Raw genomic sequence first — 18,666 nt, 5'->3', positions numbered from 1 at the left:
CGGCCGCGCCGACTTTAGCGCCCGGCAAGACCTCCGTTAGCAGCGCCTCCGACCGTGGAGGCCGACCGACTGCGACCAGCACCAGTGACGAGGAGCCGGGATGCCCCAGGAGGAGTGGCCGAGCACGGCGATCGCGGTGATCGGGATGGCGTGCCGCCTGCCCGGCGCGCCCGCCCCGAACGCGTTCTGGACGCTGCTGCGCGAGGGCCGCGACGCCGTCGGCCCGGCGCCCGCCGGACGCGGCCTGGACGGCGCGCGCGGCGGCTTCCTCGACCGGGTCGACGGCTTCGACGCCGCGTTCTTCGGCGTCTCACCGCGCGAGGCCGCCGCGATGGACCCGCGCCAGCGCCTCATGCTGGAGCTGAGCTGGGAGGCGCTGGAGGACTCCGGCACCGTCCCCGCCGCGCTGGAGCACACCGCCACCGGCGTCTTCACCGGGACGTTCTGGGACGACTACGCGATGCTGTCGCGGGACGCGGGCGCCGCCGGGCGGCACACCCTCACCGGCACCGCGCGCGGCATCATCGCCAATCGCGTCTCCTACACCCTCGGCCTGCGCGGGCCGAGCCTGACGGTGGACTCGGGCCAGTCGTCGTCGCTGGTCGCCGTGCACCTGGCGATGGAGAGCCTGCTGTCGGGCGAGTCCGCGCTCGCGCTCGCGGGCGGCGTCAGCCTGATCATGGACCCGGCGAGCACGCGCGGCTCGGAGCTGTTCGGCGGGCTGTCCCCCGACGGTCGCTGCCACACCTTCGACGCCCGCGCCAACGGCTACGTGCGCGGCGAGGGCGGCGGCGTGCTCGTGCTGAAACCCCTCCACCGCGCGCTCGCCGAGGGCGACCCCGTCCGCTGCGTGCTGCTCGGCGGCGCCGTCAACAACGACGGCGGCGGGGCCGGGCTGACCGTCCCCGACCGGGACGCGCAGGCCGACCTGATCCGGTCGGCCTGCGCGCGGGCGGGCGTCTCTCCGGGCGAGGTGCAGTACGTCGAGCTGCACGGCACCGGGACGGCCGTCGGCGACCCGGTCGAGGCCGCCGCGCTGGGCGCGGCGCTCGGCGCGCCGCGCCCGGCCGGTTCGCCGCCCCTCGCGGTCGGCTCGGTGAAGACCAACGTCGGGCACCTCGAAGGCGCCGCCGGGATCACCGGGCTCATCAAGACGGTGCTGAGCGTGCAGAACCGGCTGCTGCCGGCCAGCCTCAACTACGAGACCCCGAACCCGCACATCCCGTTGGACGAGTTGAACCTGCGCGTCCAGGACCGGGCCGGCGAGTGGCCCGCGCCCGACCGCCGGTTGGTGGCGGGCGTCAGCTCGTTCGGGATGGGCGGGACGAACTGCCACATACTGGTCGGCGAGGCGCCTCCGGTTCGCGATGAGACGCCACGGGATCCGGCTCCGGGACCCGTGGTGTGGACGCTGTCGGGGCGTGACCGCCGCGCGCTGCGCGACCAGGCCCGGCGGCTGCGCGACGTCAGCGGCTCCCCCGCCGATATCGGGTTCTCGCTGGCCACGACCCGGACCGCGTTCGCGCACCGGGCGGTTGTGATCGGGGACGAGCCGGGCGCCGCGCTCGACGCGCTCGCCGAGGACCGCCCTGTGACCGGGATGGTCACCGGAAGCGTGGGCGATCCCGGCAAGGTCGTGTTCGTCTTTCCGGGCCAGGGCTCGCAGTGGGCCGGGATGGCCACCGAGCTCATGGAGACCTCGCCGGTCTTCCGGGCGCGGCTCCAGGACTGCGCCGACGCCCTCCAGCCGCATGTGGGCTGGTCGCTGATCGACGTCCTCACCGGCGGCGCCCCCCTCGAAGGCGACGACGTCGTCCAGCCCGCGCTGTGGGCGGTGATGGTCGCCCTCGCCGACCAGTGGCGGTCGTTCGGCGTCCACCCCGACGCGGTCATCGGCCACTCGCAGGGCGAGATCGCCGCCGCCTGCGTCGCGGGCGCGCTGTCGCTGCCCGACGCCGCGCGGATCGTCGCGCTGCGCGCCCAGGTCGTCCGCGACCTGGCCGGGAACGGCGCGATGGCCTCGCTCGAACTCACCGCCGACCAGACCCGCGACCGCATCGCGCGCTGGGACGGCGCCGTGGCGATCGCCGCGCTCAACGGCCCCGGCGCCACCGTCGTGTCCGGCGACGCCGCCGCCGTCGAGGAGATCATCGCCGAGTGCCGGGCGGAGGACGTGCGGGCCCGCCGCGTCCCGATCGACTACGGCTCCCACTCCCGGCACGTCGAACCCGTCCGCGAACGGCTCGCCGAGGTGCTGTCGGGGGTCGCTCCCCGGACCTCCGACGTCGTCTTCCACTCCACCGTCACCGGCGAGGTCCTCGACACCGCCGGACTCGACGCCGGGTACTGGTACCGGAACCTGCGGCAGCCGATCCTGCTCGAACCGGTCACGCGACTGCTGCTCGAACGCGGACACCGCACGTTCATCGAGGTCAGCCCGCATCCCGTGCTGACGATGGCGCTCCGCGCCACCGCCGACGCCGCCGGTGTCCCCGCGGTGGTCACCGGGTCGCTCCGCCGGGGCGAGGGCGGCCTGGAGCGCTTCCTCACGTCCGCCGCCACGGCCCACGTGAACGGCGTCCCCGTCGACTGGACGGCGGGGCCGGGCTGGCAGGACGCGGTCCGCGTGCCTCTGCCGACCTATCCGTTCCAGCGCCGGAGCCACTGGATCGACACCTCGGGTTCCACTGTTCCGGCTGTTCCGCGTCCCGTCGCGGAGGCTGCGGTCGTTGAGGACGATCTCCCGGACGTGCGGTCCGAGGAGGAGTTCCTGCGGCTCGTACGCGCCACCGCCGCGATCGTCCTCGGACATGACGCGCCGGACGACGTCCCGCCCTCCGCGACCTTCAAGGACCTCGGCTTCGACTCGCTCGGCGCCGTCGAACTGCGGGAACGCCTCGAATCCGGCACCGGCCTGCGGCTGCCGCCCACCCTCGTCTACAACCACCCCACACCCGAACGCCTCGCCCGCCACCTGTGGACGCTCGAAGGCGGCGCTTCGCCCTCATCGGACACCGCTGTTTCCACCGTTGCGCTGGACGAGCCGGTCGCGATCGTCGGGATGGCCTGCCGCTACCCGGGCGGCGCGTCGTCTCCGGAGGAGCTGTGGCGGCTGGTGGCCGAGGGCCGCGACGCCGTGTCCGGGTTCCCGGAGAACCGCGGCTGGGATATCGAGGCGCTGTACGACCCCGATCCTTCTCGCGCCGGAACGTCGTATGTGCGGCAGGGCGGATTCCTGCACGACGCGGACCTTTTCGACGCCGACCTGTTCGGCATCTCCCCGCGCGAGGCGTCCGCGATGGACCCGCAGCAGCGACTGCTGCTGGAGACCGCGTGGGAGGTGTTCGAGCGGGCCGGGATCGTCCCCTCGGCCCTGCGCGGTACCCGGACGGGCGTCTTCGCCGGGGTCACCACGCACGACTACGGCCCCCGCCTCGCCGACGCGCCCGCCGACTTCGGCGGCCACGTCCTCACCGGCAGCACGACGAGCGTGGCCTCCGGCCGGATCGCCTATTCGTTCGGGTTGGAGGGCCCGGCGATCACGGTGGACACGGCCTGCTCGTCCTCCCTGGTCGCCATGCATCTGGCGGTCCAGTCGCTGCGGAACGGCGAATGCACGATGGCCCTGGCGGGCGGTGCCACGATCATGTCCACGCCGGGCATGTTCACCGAGTTCTCGCGGCAGCGTGGTTTGTCGGTGGACGGCCGCTGCAAGGCGTTCGCCGCTGCCGCTGATGGGACGGGTTGGGGCGAGGGCGTCGGCTTGGTGTTGCTGGAGCGCTTGTCGGATGCCGAACGACTCGGGCATCGGGTGTTGGCGGTGGTGCGTGGTTCGGCGGTCAACCAGGACGGCGCGTCGAACGGCCTGACCGCGCCCAACGGTCCCTCGCAGGAGCGCGTGATCACGCAGGCTCTGGCCAATGCGGGCCTTACCTCGGGCGACGTTGATGTGGTCGAAGCGCATGGGACGGGTACGGCGTTGGGTGACCCGATCGAGGCCCAGGCCCTTCTCGCGACCTATGGGCGGGGGCGTTCGGAGGGTCGTCCGTTGTGGTTGGGGTCGGTGAAGTCCAACATCGGGCACACCCAGGCCGCCGCCGGAGTCGCAGGCGTCATCAAAATGGTCGGCGCGATGCGTGCGGGTGTCCTTCCCCAGACGTTGCACGTGGACCAGCCGTCCCCGCACGTCGACTGGTCCGCCGGTGGGGTGTCACTGCTCACCGAGTCGCAGCCGTGGGAGAAGGATCAACCGCGCCGCGCGGCGGTGTCCTCGTTCGGGATCAGCGGCACCAACGCCCACATCATCCTCGAACAAGCCCCAGAAGAACCCGCAACAAAGCCGGCGGAAATCTCAGGCCCGGTGCCATGGCTGATCTCAGCCAAGACCGAACCCGCCCTACGCGCACAGGCCGACCGCCTTGGCGGTGTGACCGACGATGTGGCGGGCGCGGCAACCGCCCTGGCGAACACCCGCGCCACCCTGGAACACCGCGCGGTCATCATCGGGCAGAGCGCTGACGAGTTCGACGCCGGTCTGCGGGCCCTGGCCGCCGGCGCCGAGGCACCCAACCTGGTCCAGGGCCGCGCCGGAACCCCTGGCAAGACGGTGCTGGTGTTCCCCGGGCAGGGCTGGCAATGGCAGGGAATGGCCGCCGCGCTACTCGATGAATCCCCGGTGTTCGCCGAGTCCATCGCGCGCTGCGCCGAGGCACTCGAACCGTTCATCGACTGGTCTTTGATCGACGCCCTTCGCGAAGGGGTCGGTATGGATCGGGTCGATGTTCTGCAACCAGCGCTGTGGGCGGTCATGATCTCCCTGGCCAAGGTATGGCGGTCGGCCGGTGTGATCCCGGACGCCGTCATCGGGCACTCCCAAGGCGAGATCGCCGCCGCCCACATCGCCGGAGCCCTCACCCTCCACGACTCAGCCAAAGTCGTCGCCTTGCGCAGCCGCGCATTGACCGCCCTGTCGGGGAGCGGTGCGATGGCGTCCCTGTCGCTGTCGGCCGAACAGACACAGGAACGGATCGCCGCCCACGACGGCGTGGAGATCGCCGCGTTCAACGGACCCTCGGCCACCGTCATCTCCGGCGACCCCGACGCGATAAACGCGATCGTCAACACCTGCAAAGACGAAGGGCTCAACGCCCGCGTCCTGCCGGTCGACTACGCCTCACACTGCGCCCACACCGAACGCATCCGCGACCAGATCCTCACCGATCTGACCGACCTCTCACCGCAAACCCCGCACATCCCCTTCTACTCCACCCTCACCGGCCAACGCCTCGACACCGAACAACTCGACGGCCGGTACTGGTACAACAACCTCCGCAACCCCGTCCGATTCCAACCCGCCATCCAACAACTCCTCAACCACGGACACAGCACATTCGTCGAGGCCAGCGCGCATCCAGTCCTGGCGCCCGCCATCAGCGACACCGACGACGGGGCCGTTGTCACCGGAACGCTGAGGCGGGACGAAGGCGGACTCGACCGATTCCTCGCCTCGGCCGCGCACCTCCACGTCCACGGAACGCCCATCGACTGGACGCAGCTCCTCCCCAAGGACGCGCCCCAGGCCGATCTCCCCACCTATCCCTTTCAACGCCGGTCGTACTGGCTGAACCCACCCCGGCCGACAACGGACGTCCCGCACCTCGGCCTTCAGCCGGCCGAGCACCCCCTCCTGGCAACGGTCAACGAACTCCCCGACGGGACGACCGTCTACACCGGAGCCGTTTCCACCACCACCCATCCCTGGCTTGTCGACCACGCCGTCACCCACACTCCGATCCTCCCCGGCACCGCGTTCCTCGATCTCGCCCTCCACACCCACCCCACCGTCCACGAACTCACCCTCCACGCCCCGCTCATCCTGGACGAGCGCCTGACGCAGATCCAGGTCGTCCTAGGCCCGGACAGGGACATCACCATCCGCTCCCGCACCGGCGGGGGCGAATGGACGCAGCACGCGACCGGGATCGTCGGGGACGAGTCGGACGAGCCCGCACCGAATCCCCCGGTCTGGCCGCCGGAAGGCGCCGAACCCGTCGAGCTGGCGGAGTTCTATGACGTCCTCGCCGATACGGGCTTCACCTACGGCCCGGCGTTCCAGGGAATGCGGGCCGCATGGACGCGCGGCAAGGAGGTGTTCGCGGAGGTCGGCCTCGCCCCCGAGCAGCAGGACGAGGTGGACGGCTTCGGAGTCCACCCCGCCCTGCTGGACGCGGCGCTGCACGCGATGTTCGTCCCCGACGCCGAGGAAGGCGGCCTGCCGTTCTCCTGGACCGACGTCACCCTGCGCGCGACGGGCGCGACCGTCCTGCGGGTGCGGATGACCTGGACGGCCCCGGACGCGATCTCGTTCACGGTGTTCGACCCGTCCGGCGGTGCGGTCGCGGCGGTCGAGTCGCTGACGCTGCGCCCGTTGTCGTCGGCGCGCCTCAGCGCGGGACGCGGCGCCGGTCCCCTCTACCGGACGGCTTGGACGCCGCTCCCGTCCACGACTCCGGAACCAGGACGACGCTGGGCCTGGGTGGGCCCCGAGGACGCCCGGATCCGCAAGGGCTTGGAGGAGGCCGGGATCACGCTCGACACCGTCCCCGACCTCGCCTCGCTCGAAGCACCCGACATCGTCCTGGTCCCCGCTGACACCGTCCACCACGCGCTGAGCACGGTGCAGGAATGGCTGGCCGACGAAGCGTTCGCGTCGGCGCGGCTGGTGTTCGTGGGGGCGGGTCCGGACGAGGTGTCCGAGGCGCCGGTCTGGGGCCTGGTCCGCACGGCGCAGACGGAGGAGCCCGGCCGGTTCGTCCTGGTGGGCCTGGACGGCGACGCGGCATCGGTGGCGGCGCTCCCGGCCGCGCTCGCGTCCGGGGAGCCCCAGCTACAGATCATCGACGGCCACCCCCGCGCCGCACGCCTCGAAAAGGCCGCGACCGACGAGTCGGCACCCCTTCCGCCCCTGGACGGCACGGTACTGATCACCGGCGGAACGGGCGGCCTCGGCCGCATGCTCGCGCGCCACCTGGTGACCGAGCGGGGCGCCCGGCGGCTCCTCCTCACCAGCCGCCGGGGCCCGGCCACCGAAGGCGCCGCCCAACTCCACAAAGAACTGACCGAACTGGGCGCCCACGTCACCATCGCCGCCTGCGACACCGCAGACCGCGAACAACTCGCCACCCTCCTCAACCACATCCCCACCCAACACCCCCTCACCACCGTCATCCACGCCGCCGGAGTCCTCGACGACGGCGTCCTCTCCCAACTCACCCCCGAACGCCTCGACACCGTCCTGAAGCCCAAGGTCACGGGCGCGTGGAACCTGCACGAGCTGACCCGCGACCTGGACCTGGACGCGTTCGTCCTCTTCTCCTCCGTGGTCGGGACGATCGGCGGCGCGGGCCAGGCGAACTACGCCGCCGCCAACGCCGCGCTCGACGCGCTGGCCCGGCTGCGGCACGGCGAGGGCCTGCCCGCCCTGTCGCTGGCGTGGGGGCTGTGGGCGCAGGAGAGCGGCATGACGTCCGCGATGGGCGAGGCGGACCGGCGCCGCATGCTGCGCTGGGGTGTGACGCCGCTGCCGTCCGAGCAGGGGCTCGCGCTGCTGGACGCGGCGTGGGCGTCGCCGCTCGGGCCGGTGCTGGTGCCGGTCCGGCTGGACCTGGCGGCGCTGCGCGCGAACGCGGAGGTCCCGGCGCTGATGCGCGGCCTCGTCCCGCGGCGGCCGCGCAAGGAGGCGGCGGCAGCCCAGGAGGCCGACCTGAAGGGGCGGGTGGCGGCGATGCCGCCGGACGCGCGGCGCCGCTTCCTGGTCGACCTGGTCCGCGGGCACGCGGCGGCGGCGGTCGGGCACGCGGAGCCGGCGGCGGTCCCCGAGGACCGTCCGTTCAAGGATCTCGGGTTCGACTCGCTGACCTCGGTGGAGCTGCGGACGCGGCTGAACCGGGCGGCGGGCGTCCGGCTGCCCGCGTCCGTGACCTTCGACCACCCGACGCCCGCCGCGCTGGCGGAGCGCCTCGCCCGCGAACTCGGCGCCGACCCGCACCAGGAGGCGGACGACGAGGCCGCCGTCCGCGGGCTGCTGGCGTCGGTCCCGCTGGCCAGGCTCCGCGCGTCCGGCCTGCTGGAGCGGCTGACCGAACTCGCGGAAGACGGCGGCGGCGCGGCGCCCGCCGAGACCGAACAGATCGACGCCATGAACGCCGATGAACTCATCCGGCTGGCCTTGAACGGCAGCACCAGCGATGGAGCGTAGATGACCACGTCGAACGACCAGCTCGTTGAAGCGCTGCGCGCGTCCCTGAAGGAGGCCGAGCAGCTACGCCGCCGCAACTCCGAGCTCATCGCGGCCACCACCGAGCCGATCGCGATCGTCGGGATGGGGTGCCGCTACCCGGGCGGCGTCGACTCCCCCGAGGCGCTGTGGCGGCTCGTCGCGGACGAGGGCGACGCCGTCGGGCCGTTCCCGGGCGACCGGGGCTGGGACCTGGAGAACCTGTTCGACCCGGTCCCGGCGACGCCGGGGAAGGTGTCGTCGCGGGCGGGCGGGTTCCTGTCGGACGCGGGCGGGTTCGACCCGGGGTTCTTCGACCTGAGCCCGCGTGAGGCGACGGCGATGGACCCGCAGCAGCGGATCGCGCTGGAGACGGCGTGGGAGGCGTTCGAGCGGGCCTCGGTCGATCCGGGCGGGCTGCGCGGGTCGGCGACCGGCGTGTTCGTCGGGGCGATGGACCAGGAGTACGCGCCGCCGCGCACCCCGGCCGAGTTCGAGGGGCACCTGCTGACCGGGCGGATCAACAGCGTCATCTCCGGGCGCATCGCCTACACGCTCGGGCTGGAGGGCCCTGCGGTCACGGTCGACACGGCGTGCTCGTCGTCGCTGGTCGCGGTGCACCTCGCGGTTCAGGCGCTGCGGCGCGGCGAGTGCGGGCTGGCGCTGGCGGGCGGCGTCACGGTCGTGGCGCGCCCCCGGGTGTTCGTGGAGTTCTCGCGCCAGCGGGGCCTGTCGCCGGACGGGCGGTGCAAGGCGTTCGCCGCCGCCGCCGACGGGACCGGCCTCGGCGAGGGCGCCGGAATGCTGGTGCTGGAGCGGCTCTCGGACGCGCGGCGCAACGGCCGCGCCGTCCTGGGCGTGATCCGGGGTTCGGCGGTCAACCAGGACGGCGCGTCCAACGGGCTGACCGCGCCGAACGGGCCGTCGCAGGAGCGGGTGATCCGGCAGGCGCTCGCGGGCGCGGGCCTGTCCGGCGCGGACGTGGACGCGGTCGAGGCGCACGGCACCGGCACCTCGCTGGGCGACCCGATCGAGGCGCAGGCGGTGATCGGCACCTACGGGCAGGACCGTCCCGAGGGGCGCCCGCTGTGGCTGGGGTCGATCAAGTCGAACATCGGGCACACGCAGGCGGCCGCCGGGGTCGCCGGTGTGATCAAGATGGTGATGGCGATGCGGCACGCCGAGCTGCCGCGGACGCTGCACGTGGACGAGCCGTCCCCGCGCGTGGACTGGGCGGCGGGCGAGGTGGCGCTGCTCACCGAGCCGCGCCCCTGGGAGCCGGGCGACCGGCCGCGCCGCGCCGGGATCTCCTCGTTCGGGATCAGCGGCACCAACGCCCACGTCATCGTGGAGGAGCCGCCGGAGCAGGCCCACGAGGCCGCCGCCGCGAGGGAGCCGGGGCTCGCGCCCGTCCTGTGGACGGTGTCGGCGCGCGGCGAGGAGGCCCTCGCCGCGCAGGCCGCGCGGCTCCGCGCCCGGCTCGCCGGGGCCGACCCGGTCGACGCCGCGTTCTCGCTCGCCACGACCAGGAAGCCGTTCGAGCACCGCGCGGTCGTCGTCGCGAACGACCGCGAGGAGGGCCTGGACGCGCTGGACGCGCTGGCGCGCGGCGAGGCGTCCCCGCAGGTCGTGCGCGGCACGGCGGACGGCGCGGCGCGGGTCGCGTTCCTGTTCACCGGCCAGGGCAGCCAGCGCCTCGGCATGGGACGCGAGCTGGCCGCCGCGTTCCCGGTGTTCGCGGAGGCGCTGGACCAGGTCTGCGGCGAACTCGACCGGCACCTTCCGCGCCCGCTGCGCGAGGTGGTGTTCGCCGAGCCCGGCTCCGAGGACGCGGCGCTGCTCGACCAGACGCGGTTCACGCAGGCCGCGCTGTTCGCCGTCGAGACCGCGCTGTTCCGGCTCGCCGAGCACTTCGGCCTCGCCCCCGGCCACCTGATCGGGCACTCGATCGGCGAGCTCGCGGCGGCGCACGCGGCCGGGGTGTGGTCGCTGGAGGACGCGTGCGCGCTGGTCGCCGCGCGCGGACGGCTCATGCAGGCCGCCCGCGGGGACGGCGCGATGCTCGCCGTCGGCGCCGACGAGGACACCGTCGCCCGCGCGCTGGACGACCGGGTCGCGATCGCGGCCGTGAACGGTCCCGCGTCCACGGTCGTCTCCGGAGACGCCGACGCGATCGACGCCCTCGCCGCGCGCTTCAAGGCCGACGGCCACCGGACGCGGCGCCTCCAGGTCAGCCACGCCTTCCACTCCCCGCACATGGACGAGGTGCTGGAGGAGTTCCGCCGCGTCGCCGCCGGGCTCACCTACCACGAGCCGCGCCTCACGGTCGTCTCCAACGTGACCGGACGCGTCGCCGAACCCGGGCAGCTCACCTCCCCGGACTACTGGGTGTCGCACGTCCGGCAGGCCGTGCGGTTCCACGACGGCGTGCGGGCGCTGCGCGCGCTCGGCGTCACCGCGTTCCTCGAACTCGGCCCCGACCCGGTGCTGACCGGCATGCTCCACGACTGCCTGGGCGAGGTCACCGGGCTCGCGACGTCCGGCGCGCTGAAGGAGGGGCGTCCCGAACCCGCGTCGTTCGCCCACGCGCTCGCGCGGATGGTCGCGGGCGGCGCCGCCCTCGACTGGGCGGCGGTGTTCCCCGGCGCCCGCGCCATCGACCTGCCGACCTACGCGTTCGACCGCCGCCACTACTGGCTGCGCCCCGGCCCGGGGGGCGACGTCGCCTCGGCGGGCCTCGGCGTCGCCGAGCATCCGCTGCTGGCCGCCGCGATCGGCCTCGCCGACGGCGACGGGACGCTGTTCACCGGCCGGATCTCGGTGCACGACCACCCCTGGCTCGCCGGACACCGCGTCGCGGGGCGGATCGTCCTGCCCTCGGCCGCGCTGGCCGATCTGATCGTGGCGGCCGCGGGGTCCGCGTCCGTCCGCGACCTGGAGTTCGGCGCGCCGCTGGTGCTGCCGGACCAGGGCGCCGTCCACCTCCAGGTCGCCGTCGGCGCGCCCGGCGAGGACGGGACCCGGGCCGTGACCGTCCACGGCCGCCCGGCGGACGCCGACCTCCCCTGGGCCCTGCACGCCCGCGCCGTCGCCGCCGACATCGCCGCCGACATCGCCGTCGGCGGTGCGGACGTCGGCGTGTGGCCGCCGGCCGGAGCCGACCCCCTTGACCTGGACGACCTCGACGACCTCGGCAACGCGCGGGTGCGGGCCGCGTGGCGGCGCGGCGACGAGGTGTTCGCCGACCTGGCGCTCGCGGACGGCGTCGAGGTCTCCGGCTACGGCCTCCACCCGGCGCTGCTGGACGCCGTCCCCCACCTCCTGCGGCCGGACGCCCCGCCGCACATCACCGGCATCGGCGGGCTGCGGCTGCACGCCACCGACGCCACCGCCGTCCGGGCCCGCCTCTCTCCGGGCCCGGACGGCGCCCTCGACGTCACGCTGACCGACCCGGCCGGAGCGCCCGTCCTGTCGGTCGGCGCGCTCCGGACCGGGCCGATGCCGCTGGACGACCTCGGCCCCTCGTCGCCGGTGGCGCGCTCGCTCTACGCGCCCGAATGGCAGCCGATCCCCACGCCCGCGGACGCGCCGACGCCCGACGTGGAGGTGAGACCCGCCGTCGGGTCCGGGGACGACGTCCTCACGGGGACGCGCGACCTCACCCGCGACGTGCTCGCGGCGCTCCAGGAGTGGTCCGGCGACGGCCGCACCGGCTCCCGGCTCGTGATCGCCACCCGGAACGCGGTCGCGGCCCGTCCCGGCGAGGACGTGACCGACCTGGCGGGCGCCGCCGTGTGGGGGCTCGTCCGCGTCGCCCAGACCGAGAACCCGGGACGGTTCGTCCTGCTCGACACCGACGACCCCACGGACGACGTCCTCGCCGCCGCGATCGCCACCGGAGAGCCTCAACTCGCCGTCCGCGACGGGGAGCTGCTCGTGCCGCGCCTCGTCAGTGCCGCCGAGCCCGAGGGGGACACGGCCCCCGACCTGGACGGGACCGTGCTCGTCACCGGCGGCACCGGCGCGCTCGGCGCCCGCGTGGCGCGGCACCTCGTCACCGAGCACGGCGTGCGCCACCTGCTGCTCATCAGCCGCCGGGGCCCCGCCGCCGAAGGCGCGGCCGCCCTCCGGGACGAGCTGGCCGCGCTCGGCGCCGACGCCGACGTCGTCTCCTGCGACGCCGGCGACCGCGACGCGCTGGCCGCGCTGCTCGCGTCGATCCCCGGGGAGCGTCCGCTCACCGCCGTGATCCACACCGCCGGGGTCATCGACGACGCCGTCCTCGCGTCCCAGGACGGCGAACGCCTCGACCGCGTCCTGCGCGCCAAGGCCGACGCCGCCTGGAACCTGCACGAGCTCACCCGCGACCTCGCCCCGGAGGCGTTCGTCCTGTTCTCCTCCGTCGCCGGGCTCATCGGCAACGCCGGACAGGCCAACTACGCCGCCGCCAACACCTTCCTCGACGCCCTCGCCTGCCACCGGCACGCGAACGGGCTCCCCGCGACCAGCCTCGCCTGGGGCCTGTGGGACACCGAGGCGAGCGGCATGGGCGACACCCTCCGGCAGAGCGACCTGGACCGGCTCCAGCGGACCGGCATCTCCCCGCTCTCCCCCGCCGAGGGCATGGCCCTGCTGGACGCGGCGCTCGCGTCGCCCCGGCCGCTCCTCGCACCCGTCCACCTGGACACCGGGGCGCTGCGCTCCCAGGCACGATCCGGGCTGCTGCCCGCCGTGTTCGGCGGGCTCGTCCGCGCCCCGCTGCGCCGGGCCGGACGCGCGACCGGGGACGAGAGCGCCTGGGCCCGCAGGATGCTCGACCTGCCGGAGGCCGAACGCGCGACGGCCGTGGCGACGCTCGTCCGGCAGGAGGCCGCCGCCGTCCTCGGCCACACCGGCTCCGGCGCGCTCGCCTCCGACCGGAACTTCAAGGAACTCGGCTTCACCTCGCTGACCGCCCTCGAACTGCGGAACCGGTTGAGCGCGGTGACGGGCCTGCGGCTGCCCGCGTCGCTGGTGTTCGACCGTCCGACGCCCGAGGCGCTGTCCGCCTACCTGGTGGGCGAGCTGTCGGGCGCGTCCGTCTCCTCTGGCGCCATAATGGCCGCCGCTTCAGCGGACGAGCCGATCGCGATCGTCGGGATGGCGTGCCGGTTCCCCGGCGGCGTCGCCTCACCCGAGGACCTGTGGACGCTCGTCGCGGGCGGCCGGGACGCGCTGACGGGCTTCCCGGTCAACCGCGGCTGGGACCTCGACAAGCTCTACGACCCCGACCCGGACGGCGGCACCGGGACGTCCTACGTCCGGCACGGCTCGTTCCTGCACGACGCGGACGGGTTCGACGCGGCGTTCTTCGGGATATCGCCGCGCGAGGCCACCGCGATGGACCCGCAGCAGCGGCTGCTGCTGGAGACGGCCTGGGAGGTGTTCGAGCGGGCGGGCATCGACCCGAACGCGCTGCGCGGCTCCAGCACCGGGGTCTTCGCCGGGGTCACGCCCGGCGACTACACCGCGCACCTCACCGAGGCCCCCGAGGAACTCGCCGGACAACTCGCCATCGGCAACACCACCAGCGTCGCCTCCGGCCGGATCGCCTACACCCTCGGCCTGGAGGGCCCGGCGATCACGGTGGACACCGCCTGCTCGTCCTCCCTGGTCGCCATGCATCTGGCGATGCAGTCGCTCCGCAATGGCGACTGCGCTCTCGCCGTGGCCGGAGGAGTCACCGTCATGGCGGGCCCGACCCATTTCGTGGAGTTCTCGCGGCAGCGGGCCTTGTCGGTGGACGGCCGCTGCAAAGCGTTCGCCGCTGCCGCTGATGGGACGGGTTGGGGTGAGGGCGTCGGCCTGGTCCTGCTGGAGCCGCTGTCCCAGGCGCAGCGCAACGGGCATCGGGTGTTGGCGGTGGTGCGTGGCTCGGCGGTCAACCAGGACGGCGCGTCGAACGGCCTGACCGCCCCCAACGGCCCCTCGCAGGAGCGCGTGATCACTCAGGCGCTGGCTAATGCGGGTTTGACCGGCGGTGATGTGGATGTCGTTGAGGCGCATGGGACGGGTACGGCGTTGGGTGACCCGATCGAGGCGCAGGCGTTGTTGGCGACCTATGGGCGGGGGCGTTCGGAGGGTCGTCCGTTGTGGTTGGGGTCGGTGAAGTCCAACATCGGGCACACCCAGGCCGCCGCCGGAGTCGCAGGCGTCATCAAAATGGTCGGCGCCATACGCGCAGGCATCCTCCCCCAGACGTTGCACGTGGACGAACCATCCCCGCACGTCGACTGGTCCGCCGGTGCGGTGTCACTGCTCACCGAGTCGCAGCCGTGGGACAAGGACCAACCGCGCCGCGCTGCGGTGTCCTCGTTCGGGATCAGCGGCACCAACGCCCACATCATCCTCGAACAAGCCCCAGAAGAACCCCCAACAACGCCGGCGGAAATCTCAGGACCGGTGCCATGGCTGATCTCAGCCAAGACCGAACCCGCCCTACGCGCCCAGGCCGACCGCCTTGCTGGTGTGACTGGGGATGTGGCAGGGGTAGCAACCGCCCTGGCGAACACCCGCGCCACCCTGGAACACCGTGCCGTGATCATCGGGCAGGCCCCGAACGAGTTCGACACCGGTCTGCGGGCCCTGGCCGCCGGCGCCGAGGCACCCCACCTGGTCCAAGGCCGCGCCGGAACCCCCGGCAAAACGGTGCTGGTGTTCCCCGGACAGGGATGGCAATGGCAGGGAATGGCCGCCACGCTCTTGGACGAGTCACCGGTCTTCGCCGAATCCATCAAGCGCTGCGCCGAGGCACTCGAACCGTTCATCGACTGGTCTTTGATCGACGCCCTTCGCAACGAGGTCGGCATGGACCGGGTCGACGTCCTGCAACCCACGCTCTGGGCCGTCATGATCTCCCTGGCCGAACTGTGGAAGTCGGCCGGTGTGACCCCGGACGCCGTCATCGGGCACTCCCAAGGCGAGATCGCCGCCGCCCACATCGCCGGAGCCCTCACCCTCGCCGACTCGGCCAAAGTCGTCGCATTGCGCAGCCAGGCACTCACCGCCCTCTCCGGCACCGGCGCGATGGCATCGCTTTCCCTGTCCGCCGAGCAGACGCAGAAGCGCATCGCCGGGCATGCCGGAGTCGAGATCGCCGTCTTCAACGGGCCATTGGCGACCGTCATCTCCGGCGACCCCGACGCGATCGAAACCATCGTCGGGGCGTGCAAAGACGAAGGGCTCAACGCACGCGTCCTGCCGGTCGACTACGCCTCCCACTGCGCCCACACCGAACACATCCGCGACCAGATCCTCACCGACCTGGCCGACATCAACGCGCAAGAACCCCACATCCCCTTCTACTCCACCCTCACCGGCCAACGCCTCGACACCGAACAGCTTGACGGCGACTACTGGTACAACAACCTCCGCAACCCCGTCCGATTCCAACCCGCCATCCAGCAACTCCTCAACGACGGGCATGAGACGTTCATCGAGGCCAGCGCCCACCCCGTGCTGACCACACCCATCAGCGACATCGACGAAGACACCCTCGTCACCGGAACACTCAAGCGCGACGAAGGCGGACTCGACCGATTCCTCACCTCCGCCGCACACCTCCACGTCCACGGCACCACCATCGACTGGACACCCTTCCTCCCCAAGGGCGCAGCGCCAGCCGACCTCCCCACCTACCCCTTCCAACATGAGCCCTACTGGCTCACCGCGTCACCTTCCGCGACCGATGCCCCGCACCTCGGCCTCCAGAGCGCCGAGCACCCACTCCTGGCCACCGCCACCGAACTCCCCGACGGAACCACCCTCTACACCGGAGCCATCTCCACCCACACCCACCCCTGGCTCACCGACCACGCCGTCACCGGCACACCGATCCTCCCCGGCACCGCGTTCCTCGACCTCGCCCTCCACACCCACCCCACCGTCCACGAACTCACCCTCCACGCACCCCTCATCCTCGGCCGGCGGCTCACCCATCTTCAGGTGGTCGTCGGGCCTGAGGAGAGCGGGCGACGGCCCATCACGATCCGTTCCCGCACCGGCGACGACGCCTGGACGCAGCACGCGGCCGGGGTCGTCGGGGGCGAGGCCGTGCTCCCGGAAGCGGTCCACGAGGCGTGGCCGCCGCCGAGCGCCGAGCCCGTGGAGCTGGACGGCTGCTACGAGCGCCTCGCCGAGCGCGGCTACGAGTACGGCCCGCTGTTCCAGGGCCTCAAGGCCGCCTGGCGGGACGGCGACGACGTCTGCGCCGAGGTCGAGCTCCCGCCCGGTACCGGCACCGGGGGCTTCGTCCAGCACCCCGCCCTGCTCGACGCCGCGTTCCACCTGCTGGGGTTGCGTGTCGAGGAGGGCGAGGAGACCGAGCTTCCGTTCTCGTTCGGCGACGTCGTGGCGCGCCGGGCGCCGGTGACGGCCGCGCGCGTGCGGATCCGGGCCCAGGACGGCGGAGTCCGCGCGGTCCTCAGCGACGCCGACGGGCCGATCGTCGCGTTCGGGACGGTGACGACGCGTCCGATGTCGCCGGAGCGGCTGGCGGCCCTCGGCGAGGCCGAGCGGTCGCTGTTCACCCTCGACTGGATCCCCGTGGGAGACCTCCCCGCGACGCCGATCGACGCCCCGCGGATCGCCGTCCTGGCCGACCACTCCGACCTCAAGGCCCTCGCGGAGACCGGGCCGCCGCCGATCGTGCTGGCGCCCTGCACCGGCGCGAGCCCCCAGGACGCCGCCGAGCACGCGCTCCACCTCGTCCAGAACTGGGTGTCCGAGGAGCGCTTCGCCGATTCCCACCTGGTGGTGGTGACGCGGCGGGCCGTGGACGCCGGGGACGGGCAGAAGGAGATCGACCTGGACTCGTCCACGGTGTGGGGGCTGGTGCGCTGCGCGCAGAACGAGGAGCCCGGCCGGATCACCCTGGTCGACCTGGACGGGGACGACGTCGCCTGGCCCGCCCTCGCGGCGGCCGTCCACGCGACCGAGCACCCGCAGCTGGCCGTCCGCGACCGCACGCTGCTGGCACCGCGCCTGGCGCCGGTCGCCCCGTCCCCGGCGGCACCGCGGCTGCGCACCGACGGGACCGTCCTGATCACCGGCGGGCTCGGGCAGCTCGGCACGCTGGTCGCCCGGCACCTGGTGGCCGAGCACGGCGTCCGGCGGCTCCTCCTGCTCGGCCGGAAGGGCCCGGACACGCCGGGCGCCGACGCCCTGCGCGAGGAGCTGACCGGACTCGGCGCGGACGTCGCGATCGCGGCCTGCGACGCCGCCGACCGCGCGGCGCTCGCCGAGCTCATCGACGCGGTCCCCGACCGGTATCCGCTGCGGGCCGTCGTCCACGCGGCCGGGATCACCGACGACGGGATGCTCGCCTCGCTCACCCCCGAGCGGCTCGCTCGGGTCGTCCGGCCGAAGGTCGAGGCGGCGTGGAACCTGCACCGGCTGACGCGCGACCACGACCTGGACGCGTTCGTGCTGTTCTCCTCGTTCGCCGGAATCCTGGGCAACCCGGGCCAGGGCAACTACGCCGCCGCGAACACCTACCTCGACGCGCTCGCGCGACAGCGGCGGGACGACGGGCTGCCCGCGGTCTCGGTCGCGTGGGGGCTGTGGGCGGGGGCGAGCGCGATGACCGGCCACCTCGACGGCGCGGAGCACGAGCGGCTCGGCCGGGCGGGCATCGTCCCGCTCGACGCGGAGCAGGGCCTGCGGCTGCTGGACGCGGCGCTCGCCGGCGGGCGCCCGCTGGCGATCCCGGTCGCCCTCGACCCGCGCGCGCTGCGCCGCCAGGCCGCCGACGGGACGCTGAACCCGGTCTTCGCGGGCCTGGTGAAGCGTCCGCCCACGACGCCCCCACCGGCCCCGGCGGCGGCGCGGACGAGCGACGTGCGCGAGCTGCCCCCCGAGGAGCGGGAGAAGGCGGCGCTGGAACTCGTCCGGTCGGCGACCGCGACGATCCTCGGGCACGGCTCGGCGTCGTCGGTGGACCCGGGCGCCGGGTTCCTGGACTCCGGGATGACCTCGCTCACCGCCGTCGAGCTGCGCAACCGGCTGTCGGCGGCGACCGGGCTGCGGCTGCCGTCCACGGTCGTGTTCGACCATCCGACGCCGGTCGCGCTCGGCCGCCACCTGGCCGGGCTGCTGGTGCCCGAGGAGGGCCGGGGCGTGCTGGCCGAACTCGACCGGCTCGACGCCGAGCTCGCCGCGGGGCCGCCGCCCGAACCGGCGGTGGTCGAGGAGCTGGCGGCGCGGCTCCAGGGCATGCTGACCCGCATCGGCGTGGCGGTGAGCGTGACCGGGGACGCCGCCGGGGCCGTCACCGACCGGCTGGGCGCCGCGTCCGACGAGGAGATCTTCGAGTTCATCGACAACGAGCTGGGCGCGGGCTGACCCAAGAAGAA

At 73.7% G+C, this 18,666-nt stretch carries 2 protein-coding genes; both read left to right on the top strand.

All coding sequences use genetic code 11. The annotated features are described in order from the left end of the window. Nucleotides 1-100: 100 nt before the first annotated feature. Nucleotides 101-8,257 carry a type I polyketide synthase gene (locus tag GNZ18_RS09130; protein ID WP_156215821.1) on the top strand — a complete coding sequence of 2,719 codons (8,157 nt, stop codon included), beginning with the start codon at nt 101-103 and terminating at the stop codon, nt 8,255-8,257. Then, complete coding sequence (locus GNZ18_RS41125; protein WP_156215820.1) at nt 8,258-18,655, top strand: type I polyketide synthase; 10,398 nt, start codon at nt 8,258-8,260, stop codon at nt 18,653-18,655. Nucleotides 18,656-18,666: the final 11 nt, after the last annotated feature.

The sequence above is a fragment of the Actinomadura litoris genome (assembly GCF_009733595.1).
GTDB lineage: Bacteria > Actinomycetota > Actinomycetes > Streptosporangiales > Streptosporangiaceae > Spirillospora > Spirillospora litoris.
The sequence above is the reverse complement of the archived record's forward strand: the minus strand, read 5'-3'. Positions and strand labels throughout refer to the sequence as shown.